Source organism: Anaerocolumna sp. AGMB13020 (genome assembly GCF_033100115.1).
Taxonomy (GTDB): domain Bacteria; phylum Bacillota; class Clostridia; order Lachnospirales; family Lachnospiraceae; genus Anaerocolumna.
Window position 1 is genome coordinate 3,680,612 of the sequence record NZ_CP136910.1, and the last position, 21,148, is coordinate 3,701,759.

Annotated in this window: 16 protein-coding genes; 15 read left to right on the plus strand and 1 reads right to left on the minus strand. The window is 36.2% G+C overall.

Features of this window, described 5'->3' with window-relative positions:
- The first annotated feature begins 4 nt into the window (after positions 1-4).
- The 9 genes from R2R35_RS15280 to lspA all read left to right on the plus strand — a co-directional run bounded on the left by R2R35_RS15280 (position 5) and on the right by lspA (position 9,985).
- Complete coding sequence (locus tag R2R35_RS15280) at positions 5-1,006, plus strand: NAD-dependent epimerase/dehydratase family protein (protein WP_317730691.1); 1,002 nt, start codon at positions 5-7, stop codon at positions 1,004-1,006.
- Between the two features lies 1 nt (position 1,007).
- On the plus strand, positions 1,008-1,772 hold the full coding sequence (locus R2R35_RS15285) for a DUF6564 domain-containing protein (protein ID WP_317730692.1): 765 nt from the start codon (positions 1,008-1,010) through the stop codon (positions 1,770-1,772).
- Positions 1,756-3,237, plus strand: a complete 1,482-nt coding sequence (locus tag R2R35_RS15290) for a CDP-glycerol glycerophosphotransferase family protein (protein ID WP_317730693.1) — start codon at positions 1,756-1,758, stop codon at positions 3,235-3,237. The genes R2R35_RS15285 and R2R35_RS15290 overlap by 17 nt, the downstream gene beginning before the upstream one ends.
- A 21-nt stretch (positions 3,238-3,258) precedes the next feature.
- Positions 3,259-4,113, plus strand: coding sequence for a LicD family protein (locus R2R35_RS15295; protein ID WP_317730694.1), 855 nt, complete (start codon positions 3,259-3,261; stop codon positions 4,111-4,113).
- A gap of 39 nt (positions 4,114-4,152) precedes the next feature.
- Positions 4,153-4,959 (plus strand): LicD family protein, encoded by an 807-nt coding sequence (locus tag R2R35_RS15300; protein ID WP_317730695.1) that lies wholly within the window; start codon positions 4,153-4,155, stop codon positions 4,957-4,959.
- Between the two features lie 52 nt (positions 4,960-5,011).
- Positions 5,012-6,193, plus strand: coding sequence for a hypothetical protein (locus R2R35_RS15305; protein WP_317730696.1), 1,182 nt, complete (start codon positions 5,012-5,014; stop codon positions 6,191-6,193).
- 4 nt (positions 6,194-6,197) lie between these two features.
- Positions 6,198-7,325 carry a phosphonopyruvate decarboxylase gene (aepY, locus tag R2R35_RS15310; protein ID WP_317730697.1) on the plus strand — a complete coding sequence of 376 codons (1,128 nt, stop codon included), beginning with the start codon at positions 6,198-6,200 and terminating at the stop codon, positions 7,323-7,325.
- 668 nt (positions 7,326-7,993) lie between these two features.
- The gene (locus R2R35_RS15315; RefSeq protein ID WP_317730699.1) at positions 7,994-9,016 is read left to right on the plus strand and encodes a glycosyltransferase family 2 protein; all 1,023 of its coding nucleotides are present in this window, start codon (positions 7,994-7,996) and stop codon (positions 9,014-9,016) included.
- Positions 9,017-9,541: 525 nt separating this feature from the next.
- On the plus strand, positions 9,542-9,985 hold the full coding sequence (gene lspA / locus R2R35_RS15320; protein WP_317730700.1) for a signal peptidase II: 444 nt from the start codon (positions 9,542-9,544) through the stop codon (positions 9,983-9,985).
- 244 nt (positions 9,986-10,229) lie between these two features.
- On the opposite strand, the gene R2R35_RS15325 is transcribed toward lspA, so the two are convergent.
- Positions 10,230-11,840, minus strand: a complete 1,611-nt coding sequence (locus R2R35_RS15325; protein WP_317730701.1) for a CTP synthase — start codon at positions 11,838-11,840, stop codon at positions 10,230-10,232.
- Positions 11,841-12,659: 819 nt separating this feature from the next.
- Here R2R35_RS15325 and ftsH point away from each other — a divergent pair.
- The 6 genes from ftsH to rapZ all read left to right on the plus strand — a co-directional run bounded on the left by ftsH (position 12,660) and on the right by rapZ (position 21,145).
- A complete protein-coding gene (gene ftsH, locus R2R35_RS15330) occupies positions 12,660-14,789 on the plus strand; it encodes an ATP-dependent zinc metalloprotease FtsH (protein ID WP_317730702.1) in 2,130 nt (709 codons plus the stop codon).
- Between the two features lie 299 nt (positions 14,790-15,088).
- A complete protein-coding gene (uvrC, locus tag R2R35_RS15335; RefSeq protein ID WP_317730703.1) occupies positions 15,089-16,978 on the plus strand; it encodes an excinuclease ABC subunit UvrC in 1,890 nt (629 codons plus the stop codon).
- A 181-nt stretch (positions 16,979-17,159) separates the two neighbouring features.
- Complete coding sequence (gene hprK, locus R2R35_RS15340; protein ID WP_317730704.1) at positions 17,160-18,104, plus strand: HPr(Ser) kinase/phosphatase; 945 nt, start codon at positions 17,160-17,162, stop codon at positions 18,102-18,104.
- Between the two features lie 146 nt (positions 18,105-18,250).
- Positions 18,251-19,192, plus strand: coding sequence for an ROK family glucokinase (locus R2R35_RS15345; RefSeq protein ID WP_317730705.1), 942 nt, complete (start codon positions 18,251-18,253; stop codon positions 19,190-19,192).
- Between the two features lie 151 nt (positions 19,193-19,343).
- Positions 19,344-20,282, plus strand: a complete 939-nt coding sequence (murB, locus tag R2R35_RS15350) for a UDP-N-acetylmuramate dehydrogenase (protein ID WP_317730706.1) — start codon at positions 19,344-19,346, stop codon at positions 20,280-20,282.
- A complete protein-coding gene (gene rapZ, locus R2R35_RS15355; RefSeq protein ID WP_317730707.1) occupies positions 20,279-21,145 on the plus strand; it encodes an RNase adapter RapZ in 867 nt (288 codons plus the stop codon). The genes murB and rapZ overlap by 4 nt, the downstream gene beginning before the upstream one ends.
- Positions 21,146-21,148 lie beyond the last annotated feature (3 nt).

A 21,148-nucleotide genomic window follows, 5' to 3' on the forward strand; every position in this document is an offset into this window, starting at 1 on the left:
GAATATGAAAAGATTATATGTAATCAGTGGTATGACTGGAATGACAGGTAATGAGTTAGCTCGACAGATCTTAGAACAAGAAGGAGGAGACATAATCGGATTTGATAATTTCTTTGCTTCATCAATTAATACGATAAAGAATATATTAGATAATCCAGGTTTAACATTCTTTGAAGGCGATATTCTCGATGAAACTCAAATGAAGTGGTTGGAAAAGTTAGTAGAAAAGGAAAAAATAAACTATGATAGACTAATCTATATTAATTGTGCTGCAGTGGTACATACAGAGCATTTTTATCACATTCATGATACATTTAATACGAATGTAATTGGTATGAAAAATTTTCTGGAGCAGGCAATAAAGCTTGGTGCAAATATTTATATTAATTGTTCCACCTCAGAAGTATATTCAATGCAATCCTGGAGTCCCACAGGTCTAAAAGAAGAGGAGTTTATTACCTTAGCAACCGCTGAAAATAGCCAAAGAACTAGTTATGCAACAGGAAAACTTCTTACTGAATTTTTTATAAAGGATGCTGTAGATAAGAAGAAGATTTTAGGATGTTCTTTAAGATTTGCAAATGTTTATAGTAAAAATGAACTCTTTTCAAAGCATATTATTCCGCATATTATTGTTAGTCTTTTAAATGAAAATAAAGTTGTATTATTGGAAAACTCTAAAAAAAATAAAAGAACTTTTCTAAATAACATAGATAGTTGCAAGGCTATTTTAGCTGTGCTGACTAATGAGGAGTGTTTAGATGGTACAACATATAATGTTGCCACAGAAGAAGAAATAAGCATTTTGGAGTTAGTATATCTTTGTGCATCAAAATTGAAGTTGGATAATTATTTGGTTGAGTATTCTGGATTCAGAGAGAATGATCCTGAAAGACGCTGGTTATCAACTGATAAATTAAAAAAATCTACAGGATGGAAACCAACAGTAAGTTTAACGGATGGTATTCAATCCTGCGTTGATTATATAAGAAATATTAAGGAGTAGTATGAAAACTTTGTTGCTAACAGTTGCAGGAGTTTCAAGCAGATTTAATGAAGGATACGAAAATAAGATTTTAAAATGTTTATATTATGAAGGGGATGAAAAAAATACGCTTTTATATCGCATTATAAGTATGAGTGAAGAATTTGACAAGATTATAATAATTGGGGGTTATCAGTATGAAATACTCTTGGATTATATAAATAGTTATTGTGGATTTATAAAAGAAAAAATAATCTGTATTGAAAATGCATTTTATCAAACATATGGAACTGGATATAGTCTAAAATTAGGACTGATTGAATGTTTGAAAGAACCACTTTGTGATGAAATCGTATTAATTGAAGGCGACTTGTATTTTGATGCTCGTTCATTTAAATCTCTTATAATGTTGAAGGAAAATTGCTTTACACATACTTATGAACCAATTTATGCTGATAAATCCGTAGTTGTATATATGCAGGAGAATAACTATATTAAATATGTCTATGATACAGAGCACAAGGGAGTTGTATTACATGGTAATATAAAAGCAATATACAACTCAGCTCAAATGTGGAAATTACGAAATATGGAAGTTGTTAAGATGCTATTTAACTCAACTAACTCATTGTTCTGGGAAGGCACAAATTTAGATTTCATAGAAAAATATTTTAATTCATATGGTATTAATGCTGCCGTAGTTGGTATAAAAAATTGGATTAATTGTAATACACGTGAAGATTATCGTAAATGCTTCTGGGAGAACCTTAATGAAATTAACAGATAGAAATAATATTATTAAAAATATTGATTTGATACTTAAAGGTATGAATATTATTAATGAAGAGAAGGCATTTAATTCCGATATTTATATTATGTTAGAACAAATGCAAGGAGTAGCAATCGAAGTAGGGGAAACATTGGAATGTGAACTTGATAGCAAACATCCAATCATACTTTTACTTGAAGAGTTATGTGAACTGATATATGAATTAAATGAATCTTTGTTGATTAATAATTCAATAGATTATATTTTAAGTAAAGCGTATTTTAAAATAGAAAAGGTTAAGCAATTAATCTATACACTGCCTATTCATATTAAAATTGCATTTTTTCCATATAAAATTTCTATGTGGGATTCCCTAGAAAGTATATATGAGGCTGCGCTTAGCAAAGAAAATTGTATCTGCAATGTAATACCAATACCATATTATGAAAAAGACAATGCGAAAAAACTAGGACAATTAAAATATGAGGGGTTAGAATTTAGTAAAAAAGTACCTATAACCGATTATAAAAAATACCAAATGGAATCTGAAAAGCCAGATTTAGTTTTTATTCATAACCCCTATGATGCTAATAATAAGGTAGTTGAAGTTGATAGTAATTTTTATTCGAGAAAACTGAAGGAATCAGGTGCAAAATTAATTTATGTTCCATATTATATGGCTGGTTATTGTTTGAAATTTGAAAATATGGTTTCCTGTGTAACAACTGGAGGGGTTAACTCAGATTATATAGTACTTCAGAATGACAACTTAAAAGAAGCATATGCTTTTTTTGGTTATAATAAAGACAAGCTTTTGGTTACAGGAAGCCCAAAATTAGACTATATTGTTAATAAAGTAAACACTGAGAAAAAAAGTAATATTGAATGGAACAATAAATTTAAGAATAAAAAAGTTATACTTCTTAATTCGAGCATACATACATTCTTAAGTAATAAGTGCTGGCTAGATGAATTAGAAGAACTAATTAAATCAATCTTATTTCATAATGAACTAGGATTAATTTGGCGACCTCATCCACTTTTATATACTACTTTATTGGCCATGAGGCCTGAAAGCAAAGATAAATTTAATAGGATATTAAGTTTGTTCGAAAGTTCTGGTAATGGTGTAATAGATGAATCGGAGGATATTAAATTATCTTTTACCTATTCAAGTGCTATGATAAGTGACTATAGCTCTTTAGTTTTACAATATACATTTACCAACAAACCAGTTTATCTTCTAAAAGGAAGCATAAAAAATCGTGATTATATTGTATTTTGTGATTATTTTTATAATTATTTTAAGGAAGATGGCATTAATTTAAACCAGTTTCTTGATATGGTTTGTAATGATACTGATTTGTTAAGGGAAGATAGAGTCACTTTCTCTCATAAGTCAGTTGTAAACACAGATGGTTCTTGTGGAGAAAAGACATTAGAAGCTATTTTGATAAGAGAAAAAGCATATCAAATAGGATAATTAGGTGGAGAGGATAACAACATGACAATGCTTACACAAGTTAAAATTCCAGTTGATGATTTGGAAAAAATAAAAAAAATTGAATTAGAAATGTTAATAGAACTAGATAGAATCTGTAGAAAGAAAAATATAAAATATAATCTATGTGCAGGTACTCTTTTAGGAGCAGTAAGGCATGAAGGTTTTATCCCCTGGGATGATGATATAGATGTTAGAATGTTAAGAAGTGAATATAATAAGTTTTGCAAGGCATGTGAGACTGAATTAGATGTTACTAAATTTTTCTTACAAAATCATCATACAGATAAAAAATATCGGTGGGGGTTTGCCAGAATATTAAGAAATGATACAGAATTCGTAAGAGTAGGACAAGAGAATTTGAAGCAAAAGACGGGTATTTTTATAGATATTTTTCCCTCAGATGGTGTACCGGAACGGAAAATAGAAAAAAGAATATATTCTATACTTGCTTTAATAAGTAGAAAGATATTATGGTCACCAGTTGGAGCTAGGGTTACAAAATGGTCCATTAAAAAGATTGGGTTTTTTTTAATGAGCCTCGTACCAGCTAAAATACCATTTGGTATTTTTAACCTTTTGTCAAAAAGGTATGATGAAAGGTATTCAAAAAGAGTCGGATGTATGGGATTAAAAGCTGACAAAAGTGTGTTTGATGATGAGGAAATACAGAAGTTTGGGTTAATGAGAGAATGGCATGTACATTTAACGGAATTAACATTTGAAAATCATAAGTTTTTAGCACCCAAACAATATGATGGGTGGTTGGTGGAGTGTTTTGGTAACAGATATATGGAACTGCCACCTATTGAAAAAAGAGTCAATCATCACACTGTTTCCAGATATAAACTCCTGTAACAAAACAGATACTACATGATTAAGTTGGGAGAAATCAATATGTCAGTTATGGAAATGGATACAGAAAGTTTAAGAAGAATGCAATTTATTGAATTGGAACTATTAATAGAAATCGATCGAATCTGTAGATTGAATGAAATAAAATATAATATTTGTGGAGGAACACTGATTGGAGCAGTGAGACATAAGGGTTTTATTCCCTGGGATGATGATATTGATATTAGAATGTTACGTTCTGAATATATTAAGTTTACGAAAGCATGTGAAAAAAATCTTGATAGTAACTTGTTTTTTTTACAGAATTTCAGCAGTGATCTAAAATATAGATGGGGATACGCAAAAATATTAAAAAAAGACACTATATATATAAGAACTGGTCAGGAACATTTAGGTATTAAAAATGGAGTTTATATAGATATTTTTGTATCAGATGGTATTCCCCAAAATAATATTCTGAGAAAAATTCATAATTGTATTTGTTATGCTGTACGCAAAATTCTATGGTCTCCGGTCGGAGCAAAACTTAGTGGAAATAAAAAACTAAGAATATGGTACAAATTATTGAGCCTCATACCAAGAAGTGTACCTATATGCGTCATAAATTTATTGGCTAGATTATTTAATGAAAAAAATTGTGAAGAATTTAGGGCACTTACATTCCCTCAAAAAAGAGGACTTAAAAAAAATTGGTTTACTGAATTGACAGAATTAGAATTTGAAGGGCATAATTTCTATGCACCATCTGATTACAACGGATGGTTAACTCAAGAATATGGGGATTATATGGAATTGCCACCTCCTGAAAAAAGAATTAGTCATAGTACGGCGTCCTATTACAAATTTTAGTTTATATGCTTTGTTAAGCAAGAAGTTGAGTTACAGAAGAAAGGGGTTAATAATGAAATCATTGAAGAACAGATTAAATTATATGACTAAAAGCATTAATAATAATAAAATAGTAATAATGATATTGGGGTTAGGTAGCGTAGGTACTTATCTTTTGGATTATTTATTAAGTACGGAAAATGAGAGATTTGAAATAGTTGTTTTGGGAAGAAATAAAGAAAAAATTGAGTCTGATATTAATATAGTAAGAATAAGTTCACTAATAAGAAATAAAAATAGATCAACTGTTATAGTAGAAGGTAATATAGACTTTGAATGTATTGAGAAATTAGAAATGTGCATAAGAAAATACAATCCTAATTTTATTATTAATTCAAGCCGTGTTTATGCAGGACTAAAATATGGAAGTATATCATGGAATAAACTTAGAGCCTATGGAATATGGACGCCGCTAGCTATAAAATATATAAAGAATATAATGGAGGCATGTGAGAAAGCTGATACAAATGCCATTGTAATAAATACTTCGTATTCAGATGCTGTTATTCCTTGGTTAAAATCTGCAGAAAAACCATATCCCGATTTTGGGAGTGGAAATTTGAACCACCTTATACCAAGGATAAAGTATGCTGTTGCTGACATGCTGAATATTGATGATTATTGGGAGATAAAGGTCGTGTTAGCAACTGGTCATTTCCATGATGTCGTTATAAGCAAAGAAGGACATAATGAAAAGGTAGAACAATTACTAAAAATTTATTATGATGGTAATGAGTTAAATATTGATCAAAATGAAATTCTGAAGAGATGTAAGATAGTGATGCCAACAGATTCGAAAAGAAATATGATGAATGCTTCCAGTAATTATGATATTATTATGTCTATAATTAATGCTGTTCGTTATAAAAAAATTATCAACTTTTTCTCACCCGGAGTATTTGGAGAAATAGGCGGGTATCCAGTTACTGTTGATGGACAAGAAGAATGTAATATTTATATTAATACATTAACCTTTACTATAGATGATATGAGAGTGGCAAACAAAAAATCTATGGAACTAGATGGTATTGAGGATATTAATAATGGAAACTTGGTTTACACAGATATATTGTTAGATAAAGTAAAAAATAATTTTGGAGTGGAGTTACCGAAAGTTGTGAATTATAAAGAAATAGATACTGTAGCACAACTAATTATTGATAAAATTATTATTCCAAATATGAGGATGAGGTAACTTTATGAAGGTAAATAGTTTTGCAAAAGCTATAAAACATCTGGATATTAATATTATTACTGGAGTTCCAGATTCAACATTGAAAGTATTCTGCGATTATGTGAATGGTATTACAGAAGAGAAGTTCGAACATTATATAACAGCAAACGAAGCAGGGGCGGTCGGATTAGCAATAGGAACTTATTTAGCAACAAGGAGACCGGCCTGTATTTATATGCAAAATAGTGGATTGGGTAATATTGTTAACCCTATTACTTCTTTAGCGAATGAAAAAGTTTATGATATACCTATGCTGCTTGTAATCGGGTGGAGAGGAGAACCTGGAAAAAAAGATGAGCCCCAACATAAGTTTATGGGGGAAATTACTTTAAACTTATTAGAGGACCTCAATATACAATATAGTATATTAAGTAATTTAACTACAGAAGAAGAATTAAATATAATTTTCCAAAAAGCAATACGGGAAATAAACAATAATAAACAGTATGCAATGATAGTTACTCAAGGAACGTTTATAGAAAATACTAATAATAAATACATTGATAGTAAAGAAGAGCTATCAAGGGAAGAGGTAATAAAAACTATCTTACAATATGCAGAATCAGATAGTCTTATAGTATCCACAACGGGTAAGATATCAAGAGAAGTTTATGAACAGAGCAATAATATATATGGAAATCATGACAGGATATTTCTAACGGTTGGAGGTATGGGGAATGCATCCATGATTGCATCCGGAATTGCAGTATCAGTACCTAATAAAAAAGTTTATTGTATTGATGGTGACGGTGCTACACTGATGCACATGGGAAATCTTGCTTTTATAGGAAAAACGATGCCTCGAAACTTGATTCATATATGTTTGAATAATGATGCGCATGAATCAGTCGGTGGTATGCCGACAGCAGCTGTTGGGCTTCCCTACTCAATAATAGCAGATAACTGTGGTTATACATACTCAAACTGCATTAATAGTATGTCAGAATTAAAACAAAGTTTACAGGTTGTGAAATTAAAAGAGGGAACGATTTTCTTAGAAGTCAAGGTAAAGAATGAGTCACGTGGAAATCTAAGTAGACCGAATGAATTAGCAAAAGAAAATAAAATTAAATTTATGGAGAATTTTAAATAAAATAAATATTTAATAGTATAACATTAAAAACATGAAAAAGGAGTTCTTAGACCATCCCCGTCCTAAAAACTCCAATTTCGAATTCACTATAGATATATCTAGAGCAGTAGAAACCGTGTTCCCCTAATGAAAGGAGCAAGAACAAAATAATTATAGGAACATCAGTTATATAGAAGTGATAGCAAGCATTTGTTCTTGCTATATGTGTATTATAGCACGACTAATATGATTGTACAATATTGGTAATATGACGATTAATTCCAGAATAGTTGTGCAGATTGACAACCATAAATTTACAAAGTCTTTGTCTAATAGGCACAAAGTACTAGGCGAATCATACAATGTAATTGTATATTTATGGACAAAATAACCAAACATCGGGGAAAAAACTCCAAAAAGCCAGTATTTACAAGGTTTTTACATTGATTGTCTAAAAATAAGTATTTATAAATATAAATGTCGATTATAATTTATGCAAAGATATAAAAAATGTATTAAAACATTGAAATTGTAAGATTTGCCATAAAATATAGCGTAATACAGGATAAAATGACGAAGCAATAAACAAAATTCTTTTGTATATATTTAACAAATACTATTTGTATCAATATAGCAAGCCTTTGTCTGCATGTCTGCAATGGATACATCCATTTGAAAGGAGACTACATATGATAACCGTAAGTGCATGTATGATTGTAAAAAATGAAGAAAGAGTCCTGGACAGGTGCCTGAAGAGCCTTGATGGTTTAGTGGATGAAATTATTCTTGTAGATACCGGTTCAACTGATAATACAAAACGAATCGCAGAAAAATATAATTGCAGGATCTATGACTTTGAATGGATAGATGACTTTGCTGCTGCCAGGAACTTCTCCTTCTCAAAAGCAGCTATGGATTATATCTATGTTGCAGATGCTGATGAATATATTGATGAGATGAACCGAGAAAGATTTTACAAACTAAAACAATGTTTATTACCTGAAATCGATATTGTACAGATGTTTTATACAAATCAGCTGGAATTCAATACGACGTATAATTTTGACAAAGAGTATAGACCAAAGCTGTATAAGCGGCTGCGCCAGTTTTCCTGGGTTGATCCTATTCACGAAACAGTACAAATAAATCCCATTATTTACGACAGTGAGATTGAAATTATCCATATGCCTGAGAGTAATCATGCCTCCAGAGATTTTAATTTCTTTAACAAACTGATCAATAAAGGGATAACCCTGTCAGATAAGTTACTTGGCATGTATGCCAGAGAACTTTTTGTAGCAGGAGATAATGAAGATTTTCTAAAAGCAGAACCATATTTTATAAAGGTTCTAGCGGGTGATTCCGCTCCTGAATTGTTAAAGGTAATACAATGTGTATTGGTACACTGTGGACGTATAAAAAATGATCCTGGGCTTATACTAAAGCATGCTTTGAAAAACCTTGCATCAGGTAATGCAAGTGCAGAGGTGTGTTACGATCTGGGTGAGTATTATTTTAACAATGAGGATTATCAGGAAGCAGCTATATGGTTTATGAATGCCGCATATGAAACAGAAGTTGAGTTGTATATTCGTTATAGTAAGGATTATCCTGTTGCTAGATTAGCAGACTGCTATGAAAAAGGTGGAAATATTGAACAAGCCATTTTATATAGGCAGCAGGCAGCGGAGTTACGAAAAGAGTTTACTTAACAATTAATTATTATGCATTGATTCTATATGACAAAATTATCTTAGAATATTTCTGTTTCTATTGATTGGTATGGAATAATTTGTTATACTTACGTTAGATTATTAAAGAAAGATTTAATAAGATATACTGATTATTACTGTTTATTATGTTCTTACTTTCAAATAAAATAAAGAAGATGAACAAAGAAGACAAAATTAAGAAGATGAAATAAAGAAGACAAATTAAGTAGACAAATTAAGAAGATGAAATAAAGAAGACAAATTAAGTAGACAAATTAAGAAGATGAAATAAAGAAGACTAATTAAGAAGACAAATTGAGAAGATGAATTAAAGAAGATGAGTCTAAGATGAATCTAAAAGAAAAATATCAGTAAATAATAACCGTTAATAAAAATTCAGTTAATTTAATTTCAATAAAAAGCAATATCTAAAAAAATAATATACTAACACCAACAATAACAATAAGAGATATCCCTTAATGAAACAAACAGTTACAACATAACGACCAACAGGAGGTGGAGCAGTTGATTTATATAACCATTGCAGCAGTTATTTTTTTACTGGAGATTAAAATAAAAAAATACATCGAAGATAACAAGGAAATGCACAAAAAGGAAGAAATATTTAATGGAAACATCATCCTGGAGCGCTATCACAACAAAGGAGCCATGCTCAATTTCCTGGAAAAGGATGCAAAACTTGTTAAGAATATATCCTTAACGCTGCTTGGAATAATACTTCTGGTTTTCCTGTTCCTGCTTCCCAGAAAAGGTGATAGATTACTTAAGTTTGCGCTTTCCCTCATACTAGGCGGTGCCTTGAGTAATGTTTATGACCGAATAACCAGAGGATATGTGGTAGATTATTTTAGCTTTAAGTTTTTAAAGAAAATAGTATTTAACATTTCTGATATTGTAATATTTGTTGGTTCATTTTTTGTAGCTCTACATTCTCTTTTTAAAAAGTAAAATAGAATGTTATCAACCAAAGAATATTCAAAGAATAACGAATAGCTTTTAGTTTTGCAGCTAGATCTGAATAACTATTATCCAACAACAGCCAACAACCAATAAGAAAGCCGCTATAAGGATGTACCTTAAAGCGGCTTCGTTTTCTCCCTCATATGCGTTTTAACTGGTCTTGCTTCTTATATCGAGGGTCTAATAGAAGAAGTATTTAATTTATAAATAATAGTCCGATATCATCATTTAATTAGCTCTTCTCAAGCTTTTTTATCGCAGCCCCCACGAATCCGTTAAACAAAGGATGTGGTCTGTTAGGTCTTGACTTGAATTCCGGATGAGCCTGTGTTGCAATAAACCAGGGATGGTCACTTAACTCCATCATCTCAACGATGCGTCCGTCAGGAGATAATCCGGATAACTTAATACCGTTTTTAATGAAGTCCTCGCGATAATAGTTATTTACCTCATAACGGTGTCTGTGACGCTCATGTATGATTTTATCACCATATAATTCATAGGCCTTGCTTGTTTCATCCAATACACAGGGATAAGAGCCAAGTCTTAAGGTACCACCGATATCTTCGATACCATCCTGCTCAGGCATTAAGTGGATAACCGGATGAGTAGTGGCAGGATCTAACTCAACACTGTGAGCATCAGCAAAGCCGATAACATTACGGGAGAACTCTACGATTGCAAGTTGCATTCCAAGACAAAGTCCAAGGAAAGGTACATTGTTTTCACGGGCATAACGAATCGCTGAAATTTTACCTTCTATACCTCTGTCACCGAAACCGCCGGGAACTAATATACCATGTACACCTTCTAAAATTCCCGCAGCATTTTCATCGGTTAATGTTTCAGAAGGAATCCATTTTATATTAACGGATGCTTTATGAGGAACGGCTCCGTGTTTTATGGATTCTACAACACTGATGTAAGCGTCATGGAGCTGAGTATACTTACCAACCAGTGCAATTGTAACCTCTTTTTCCGGATGTTTGAGAGCCTCTACCATGTTCTCCCAAGCACTTAAGTCAGGAGTAGGACAATCAAGTTTCAGACATTCACAGGCAATATTGGCAAGATGTTCTTTTTCCATAGCAAGTGGTGCTTCATAAAGTGTCTCTACATCCAGGTTCTGGATTACATGGTTGCTGGGAACATTACAGAATAGAGCTATTTTCTCTTTGATACCAGGTTCTAAAGGAACCTCAGTACGGCATACAATAATATCCGGACGGATACCCATACCCTGAAGCTCTTTTACACTTGCCTGAGTGGGTTTGGTCTTCATTTCGCCGGAAGCTTTCAGATAAGGAATCAGAGTAACGTGAATCAGAAGAGCATTTTCATGTCCTACATCATGCTGGAACTGACGAATAGCTTCCAGGAAAGGCTGACTTTCGATGTCACCAACAGTACCGCCTACTTCAATGATGGCAATTTGGGTGTCTTCGCATTTGTCATCGTGATAGAAGCGATTCTTGATTTCGTTTGTAATATGAGGGATTACCTGTACGGTTCCTCCGCCGAAGTCACCTCTGCGCTCTTTGGAAAGAACGGACCAATATATTTTACCGGTGGTTACATTTGATTTTTTTGTAAGACTTTCATCAATGAAGCGTTCATAATGTCCTAAATCCAAATCTGTTTCTGCACCGTCATCAGTTACAAATACTTCTCCATGCTGAATGGGGTTCATGGTTCCTGGGTCGATATTTATATAAGGATCGAATTTCTGCATTGTCACCTTATAACCCCGCTCTTTTAATAATCGTCCCAAGGAAGCAGCGGTTATACCCTTGCCTAATCCTGAAACAACACCACCGGTAACAAAAACATATTTGACACCCATTACATGAATCCTCCTTTGATCTTTCTATATGGTATAATGAAAAACGCCTTAAACATTCGATGTACCTGCTAGTCATCGTTTTAAGGCATTGTCCTAATTTTAAACAATCAACAGCTATTATACTATCTTTGATTCAAGAAATCTAGTATAAATTTTAAAAAAGTAAAAAAACTTCATAGATTTTTAATTTCCACAATAAAAATTTCATGACATATGTATTGATTTATAAGTAAACTCACATTATAATGAATTGTAGCTTTTTAAACACTTCCTTATATTATAATTGTTCTTTATTTTCTGAAAATCCTTCAGAAGACATATAAATGGAAATAGATTGGTGAAAATAAATCGGTTTTTGACACCAGGCATATAGAGACTGAGTTTAACGTGTTTTTGAAAATCTTGGGCGTAGCTGTTAAGAACTGTGGTATAAATGGTTATCCTATAAAGTAGTCTAGATAAATATTAGTTTAGAGAATAACGTGAGGGAGCAATTGAAGCTTTTGTATTCTCCATTTTCCTAAACTGATTACGCAAAACAAACAGACAGAATGTACTGTATTACCGATAATTTGAATTTGATATGATATGCCTGAAAGGCAAGGAATATTCAAGCAAGAAGCACTGAAATAGAGAAGCTTTACTAAACAGAAGTGCTTTTAATAAGGAATAAAATAGGAAGATATAGCTATATAATGAAATAAAATAGTACCATTCGTATATGCCGGGTGGTAAATTAACGGCAGGAAATGAGTTGACCTGTCGCAGAAGACCATGGGAATGAATGGTCGAAATAAAAGCATACGAAGGAGGTTGAGTATGGACAATAAAAATAGAAATAATAACAAACCCGGTAATGGGAATAATGATAACAGCAATAACAGGAAATCTCTGCTGTATATATTGATTGCAGCGGTTATTGTATTGATTTTTTTCTCCATTGTAGTGAAACAGCTACAGGATGGTACTCGTGTAGAAGTAACCTATAACAAGTTTTTAAGTATGTTAGACGAAGGTAAGCTAAAGGAAGTATTGATACAATCTGACAAGATCTTGTTTGAACCCAAGGAACAACCAAGTGATGTATATGCAATAACCTATTATACCGGAGCTATAAACGACGAGCAATTGGTTAGCAGGCTGGAAAAGGCTGTTCAAGATAAGAAGATAGAAAATTTTAAGCGGGATAATTCTGATACCAGAAGTTCCATCCTGGATATTATCTTAGCCTGGGTGCTGCCTTTCGTACTTATATATGTAGTAATGTATTTCTTGTTCCGTATGATTTCAAAGAGTAGCGGCGGTATGATGGGCGGAGTAGGTAAGAGCAATGCCAAAGTATATGTAGAAAAAGAAACCGGTGTTAACTTTAAGGATGTTGCGGGGCAGGAAGAAGCCAAGGAATCCTTGAAAGAGCTGGTTGATTTCCTTCATAATCCTGGGAAGTACACCCGCATAGGTGCCAAGCTTCCTAAAGGTGCCTTATTAGTAGGACCTCCCGGAACCGGTAAGACACTTCTTGCCAAGGCAGTCGCTGGAGAAGCCAAAGTACCCTTCTTCTCCTTATCGGGCTCTGATTTCGTTGAAATGTTCGTTGGTGTTGGTGCTTCCAGGGTTAGGGATTTATTCAAGCAGGCTCAGCAGATGGCACCCTGTATTATCTTTATCGATGAGGTGGATGCTATTGGTAAGAGCAGAGATAACCACTATGGCGGCGGCAATGATGAAAGGGAACAAACCCTGAACCAGCTCTTGTCCGAGATGGATGGTTTTGATTCCTCAAAGGGTCTGGTTATTCTGGCGGCGACGAACCGTCCGGAGGTATTGGATAAAGCACTCCTTCGTCCGGGACGTTTCGACAGACGAGTTATTGTGGATAAACCCGACTTAAAGGGAAGAGTTGATATCTTAAAAGTCCATGCAAAAGACGTACTGATGCATGATTCCGTAGATTTGGAAGCCATTGCATTGGCAACTTCCGGAGCAGTTGGTTCCGATCTTGCTAATATGATAAACGAAGCAGCCATCCTTGCCGTAAAGCAGGGAAGAAATGTAGTAACCCAGGAGGATTTATTTGAATCCGTGGAAGTGGTTATTGCAGGTAAAGAGAAGAAAGACAGAATCCTCAGCAAGGAAGAGAAAAAGATTGTTGCCTACCATGAGGTTGGTCACGCACTTGTAACGGCCCTTGAAAAAAATGCCGAACCAGTTCAGAAGATAACCATTGTTCCCAGAACCATGGGCTCCTTAGGATATGTAATGCAAGTACCCGAGGAAGAAAAATACTTAATGAGCAAAGAAGAGCTCATTGCCAGAATTGTTACGCTATACGGCGGACGTGCGGCTGAAGAACTGGTGTTTAATTCAATTACCACCGGAGCCTCCAATGATATTGAGAAAGCAACCCAGCTTGCAAGATCTATGGTAACCCAGTATGGTATGAGTGAGAAGTTCGGTCTTATGGGACTTGAATCGATAGAAAATCGTTATCTTGATGGAAGAGCCGTACTTAATTGCGGTGATGCCACAGCAGCAGAAATAGACCATGAAGTAATGGAAATATTAAAAAGATGCTACACCAAAGCGCAGGAGCTGTTAGCAGGAAACCGAATTATACTGGACAGAATTACAGAATTCCTCATTGAGAAAGAAACCATAACCGGAAAAGAATTTATGGAGATTCTGAACAAAGCGAGAGAAGAACAAGGTCTGCCTCCTCTTGGAAAGAAAGAGAGCACAGATAAAATTGCTGAAGTGACAGGTGAATCCGTTGGCAGTATCCTTATTGATGGGGATAGCTTAAAGAAAGCTGGCATTGATGACAAAGTCAACAACAATGACCAGGCTGACAAGAAAGACAACGCTGATAAAGAGGAGAAGAATACCCCCCAGGACCCTTTCAGCAGCCATGTAATTGATATTGATATAAATAAAGAAACAACCGATTAATAATAGAAGCTGGCAGTGTTCTGAAAACATTCTACCATATTGAATAACCCGGTTTTTTGAAATGCGGGAGCTGTAATTGGAGTTAGGTATTCTAGAGCCCCAATTTACAGCAGGCATTCATAAAATCAGAATATAGTTATGGTATAAAACGTCTACAGACACATGCTGAAGTAAAATTAGATTCGGTGTATGGTGCTATGTCTTACCGCAGGTATGCTTAACAGGAAGCATAGTGTTCGGATGCAGCCATACACCGAATTATTTTGCTTTAAGATAAAAGGCAGAAAGGAGCAGGTAGTATGTATTTTAACATAGAAGAAGAGTTGAAGAAACTGCCGGCAAAACCTGGCGTATATATCATGCATGATAAACATGATACGATTATATACATCGGAAAGGCTATCAGTCTTAAGAACAGAGTAAGACAGTATTTTCAAAGCAGCAGGAATCTCACATCTAAAATTCAGCAGATGGTTACAAGAATTCAGTATTTTGAATATATTATTACGGATTCGGAACTGGAAGCTCTGGTACTGGAATGTAACCTGATCAAAGAACACAGACCCAAATATAATACCATGTTAAAAGACGACAAAAGTTATCCTTATATCAAGGTAACCGTTCAAGAGGATTTTCCGAGAGTCTTGTTCGCCAGAGAAAGAGGAAAGGATAAAGCGAAATATTTTGGACCCTATACCAGTGCAAAGGCTGTAAAGGATACAATTGAGCTGATACAGAAGCTTTATCTGACAAGAACCTGTAACCGTAATCTGCCAAGGGATATCGGGAAAGAAAGACCCTGTCTCTATTACCACATAAAACAATGTAAAGCACCCTGCCAGGGATATATATCCAAAGAAGAATACAGGCTTTCGGTTAACCAGGCATTGGAGTTTCTAAATGGTAACTTTGCGCCGGTATTAAAGCAGCTGGAAGGCAAGATGCTGGAGGCCTCTGAGAAGATGGAGTTTGAAGAAGCAGCCGGCTACAGAGACCTGTTAGGCAGTGTGAAGCAGATATCTGAGAAGCAGAAGATTACCGGTCAGGAACAGGAGGACCGGGACGTGGTGGCCCTTGCTACGGCTGGAGACGAAGCGGTGGTACAGGTATTCTTTATAAGGTCCGGAAAGCTAATCGGCAGAGAGCATCATTATCTTACCAATGTGACCAATGAAACGAAGAGCAGCCTGATGTCGAGCTTTATCAAACAGTTCTATGCAGGAACACCTTATATACCAAGAGAGCTTTATGTCAGTGACAATGTGGATGAGCAGGAAATCATCGAAGAATGGCTGACAGTCAAAAGAGGGCAGAAGGTTCACATCAAGCTGCCTGTAAAGGGTGAGAAAGAAAGGCTTGTTGAGCTGGCAAGAAAGAATGCCTCCCTTGTACTGCAGCAGGATTCAGAGAAGATAAAAAGAGAAGAAGCCAAAACCACAGGAGCCTTATCGGTACTGGGAGAAATGCTTCATATACCGGGACTTAAACGTATTGAAGCCTTTGATATTTCCAATATCAGCGGCTTTGAATCAGTAGGTTCCATGGTAGTATATGAAAATGGCAAACCAAAGCGGAATGACTACCGTAAATTTAAGATAAAATCTGTTCAGGGCCCTGATGACTATGCCTCCATGTATGAGGTCTTAACCAGAAGATTTACCCACGGAATCAGGGAGAACGAAGAGCTGAAGGAAAAAATGCTGGATGCAGAGTACGGAAGCTTTAACCGTTACCCGGATCTTATTCTCATGGATGGTGGTAAAGGACAGGTACATATCGCTTTAAAAGTACTGGAGGAATTAAAGCTTGCGATTCCGGTATGCGGTATGGTAAAGGATGATAATCACCGTACCAGAGGTCTTTTGTACAAAGATGCAGAACTTCCTCTCTCTGCTTCTTCCGAAACCTTTAAACTTGTAACCAGAATTCAGGATGAAACCCATCGTTTTGCCATAGAATATCACAGAAGCTTACGAGGAAAGAAGCAGGTACACTCAATATTGGATGATATTGATGGTATTGGTGCGACCAGGCGAAGGGCTCTGATGAAGCATTATCAGTCTCTGGAGGCTGTGAAGTCAGCCACGGTTGAAGAACTGGCAGCCCTTGAAACCATGAACACAAGAGCAGCGAAGCAGGTATATGATTTCTTTCATGGAAATGACACGAAAACAGCACCGGCAGACTGACCATACGTTTATGTTTGCATGATAGCTGTGGCTGTGATAAAATAACAGGGATGAAACAGCCCTAGAGCCTGTTTGAAGAAGTATTGTGCTATTTGAAACCGTCCCATTTTGGAGGATGCTTCCAGGCACCGGCATTTTTAAACACACTCATGCGGAAGGGCGTTTGCAGAAAGGGAGAGCCATGTATACGGTACAATTATCAAAACTGATTGAAAAGATGAACCTTGAAAATCTCACCCCGGACTTAGAAATCAGACATATCAAGCTGTCACAGCCGGATGTTAACAGACCGGCCTTACAGCTGGCAGGATTTTTTGATTATTTTGATTCCGAACGGGTGCAGGTAATCGGACATGTAGAAAATGCATATCTGCAGAAGATTACTGAAGATGAAGTAGTGATACTCTCAAAGCTTATGGATTATAAGGTGCCCTGTATTGTATTTTGCAGGAATATAGAAGTAAAAGATGCTATTATAAAGCTTGCTTACGAGAAAGGTGTACCCATCTTAAGGAGTGCCAAGACCACCTCATCTTTTATGGCGGAGGTAATTCGTTGGCTGAATGTTGAACTCGCACCCCGTATATCCATCCATGGTGTATTGGTAGATGTATATGGTGAAGGAATCCTGATTACCGGTGAGAGTGGAATCGGTAAAAGTGAAGCTGCCCTGGAGCTGATCAAAAGAGGACATCGTCTTGTAACCGACGATGTTGTAGAGATCAAAAAGGTCAGTGATGACACGTTAATTGGAACAGCACCTGATATCACAAGACATTTTATTGAGCTTCGCGGTATCGGTATCATAAATGTAAAAACACTATTTGGTGTGGAAAGTGTAAAGAATACACAGTCAATCGACCTTGTAATAAAGTTGGAGGAATGGAACAGAGATAAAGAATATGACCGTTTAGGACTGGAAGAACAGTATACGGAATTCTTAGGAAACAAAGTAGTATGCCATTCCATTCCCATAAGACCGGGCCGTAATCTCGCCATTATCGTAGAATCAGCCGCAGTTAACTACAGACAGAAGAAGATGGGTTATAATGCCGCTCAAGAACTCTATAATAAGGTGACCAACAACTTAATGAAGAAACAAAGACCCGATGAGGAAGAGTATTAATCCTTCGGAGCGATTAAAGAGGTTCGAAGGCCTTTGAGATAATCAGAGCAAAATACGTTGTATTCAACATATTTTGTGTAGCCGGTTCTCCCGGAACCGTTGTGACCAGGTAGTCACTAGCATTAGAAGAAAGAAGAGGATATCGTATGGGAAGCATTTGCTTTGGTATTGACATCGGAGGAACCTCCGTAAAACTTGGTCTGTTTACACAGGAGGGAGAACTTCTGGATAACTGGGAGATACCTACCAGAAAAGAGGACAAGGGAAGTTTTATTTTACAGGATGTTGCGGCATCTGTTGAAGCTAAGATCAAAGAGAAATCTTTAAATAAAGAAGATATTGTAGGAATTGGTATTGGTGTACCGGGACCAGTTACAGAAGACGGAACTGTAGTACAATGCGTAAATTTAGGATGGGGAACTTTTAATGTTGCCAATGAAATGAAGGCATTAACCGGTTTTGAGACAAAAGTCGGAAATGATGCGAATGTTGCAGCTTTAGGTGAGATGTGGCAGGGCGGCGGAAAAGGATACAAGAATATAATAATGGTAACCCTTGGAACCGGCGTTGGCGGCGGTGTAATCCTGGACGGAAATATCCTGACAGGAAGTAACGGAGCAGCAGGAGAAATTGGGCATATCACCGTAAGTTATGATGAAACAGAAAGCTGTAACTGCACCAAACACGGCTGTTTGGAGCAGTTCGCCTCTGCAACCGGCATCGTAAAAGAAGCCAAGAGAATCCTTGAGAAGTCAGAGGAAGCTTCTGTGTTAAGAAATATTCCAGCTCTCTCTGCAAAAGCAATTTTTGATGCAGCAAAAGAAGGAGATGCTTTAGCGCTCCGTTCCGTTGACCAGTTAGGAAGATATCTGGGAATTGCACTATCCCATGTTTCGGCGGTGGTAGATCCTCAGGCCTTTGTTATCGGAGGCGGCGTTTCCAAAGCCGGTGACATGCTTACAGAAGTGATCAGGAAGCACTATGAGCAGAATGTTATGCTTGCCCTTAAGGGAAAAGAATTTAAGCTGGCGCTGCTTGGAAATGATGCCGGAATATACGGAAGTGCCAAGCTGATTCTTGGAAAATAACAGGGATAAATAGTATTGCGAAACCCTGCAGCATAAGGTATGATAAAGAAGTATGGCAGTGGCTGTCCATTTGCCGATGAAAGAATAAGGTATATCAAATGGATTAAGTACATATATTAATTCAGATGACAGCCCTTAACATGGAGTGAATATGAGTGAGGTACTTTATCAGAAATTACAGAACCTATTGAAGCGGGAGCAGATAAGGATAAATGAACCTCTTGCAAAACATACAACCTTTCAAATTGGCGGCCCGGCAGATTATCTGTTATTACCGGAGAAGGATACTCAGGTAGCAGAAGCTGTGGTGCTGTGTAAAGAAGAAGGAATTCCTTTTTTCATTCTTGGAAAAGGAAGTAATCTTTTAGTCAGCGATGAAGGTTACCGGGGAGTGATTATAAAGCTTGCGGAGAACTTCAGTCATATAGATATCAAAGGTAACAAAGTTACAGCACAATCTGGAGCTTCTCTTTATGATATGGCAGACAGTATAGCGGAGCATGGGCTCTGCGGCTTTGAATTTGCAAGCGGCATACCTGGAACCTTAGGAGGCGCTGTTACTATGAATGCAGGTGCCTATGGCGGTGAAATGAAAGATATAATAACAGATGCCGTAGTCATGGACCTTAATGGAAACAAGCATTACCTTAAGAAAGAAGAACTGCGATTAGGGTACCGCAAGAGTGTTGTACAGGAGGAACATATGGTAGTGTTAGAAGCCTCCTTTCTTCTGGAAGCCGGAAGAGAAGAAGACATTCGTGCCGGTATTGCAGAGCTTACCAGAAAAAGAGAAGAAAAGCAGCCTTTAGAGTATGCAAGTGCAGGCAGTACCTTTAAGAGACCGGAGGGTTATTTTGCCGGTAAGCTTATTATGGATTCAGAGCTAAGAGGCTATCAGGTCGGTAATGCACAGGTATCTGAAAAACACTGTGGTTTTGTAATTAACAAAGGCGGAGCCACAGCCCAGGAGGTCTATACCCTGATTCAGGATGTGATCCGTATTGTCTATGAGAAACAGGGCGTCAGACTGGAACCGGAAGTTAGGTTACTTGGAGATTTCGGTAATAAGAAAGGCAAGGCCAGCAAATGAGACTAGTTATCGTAACTGGAATGTCAGGGGCGGGTAAGAGTTCGGCCCTTAAGATGTTAGAGGATGCAGGCTATTTCTGTGTTGACAACCTGCCCATCCAATTAATATTTAAGTTCGTCCAGATTACATTTAACGGCAGTGAGAAATTCGATAAGGTTGCTCTGGGAGTTGACATTCGAAGCGGACAAGCTCTGGAAGAACTGGATGACGTATTAAATGAGATACAAAAAGCAAACTACCCTTATGAGATCCTCTTCCTGGATGCAGGGGACGAGGTTCTGGTTAAGCGTTATAAGGAGACCAGAAGAATTCATCCATTATCCGGCGGCGGAAGAGTTGAACAGGGTATTGAAACCGAGAGGAAGAAGCTTGAATTCATAAAAAAGAAAGCTGACATTATCATCGATACCAGCCAGCTCCTGATAAGAGAACTTAAGAGCCAGATTGATAAGATCTATACTCTCAATGAGCAATATCATAATTTTTATGTGACCATACTATCCTTTGGCTTTAAGTATGGAATACCAATGGATTCGGATCTGGTGTTTGATGTAAGGTTTCTGCCGAATCCCTTTTATGATGCTGTGTTGAAACCTCAGACAGGCAACGATAAACCGGTCAGGGATTATGTTATGAGTTCACCTCAGGCAATAGAATTTCTTGACAAATTAAATGATATGATTGCCTTTTTGATACCCAACTACATTATTGAAGGAAAGAACCAGCTGGTAATCAGTATAGGCTGTACAGGCGGAAAACACCGTTCAGTTACCCTGGCCAATGAACTGTATGCGAGACTGTCAGAGCTGCAATATGGTCTGAAGGTTGAGCACAGGGACATTGAGAAGGATGCAAGGAGATAAGTC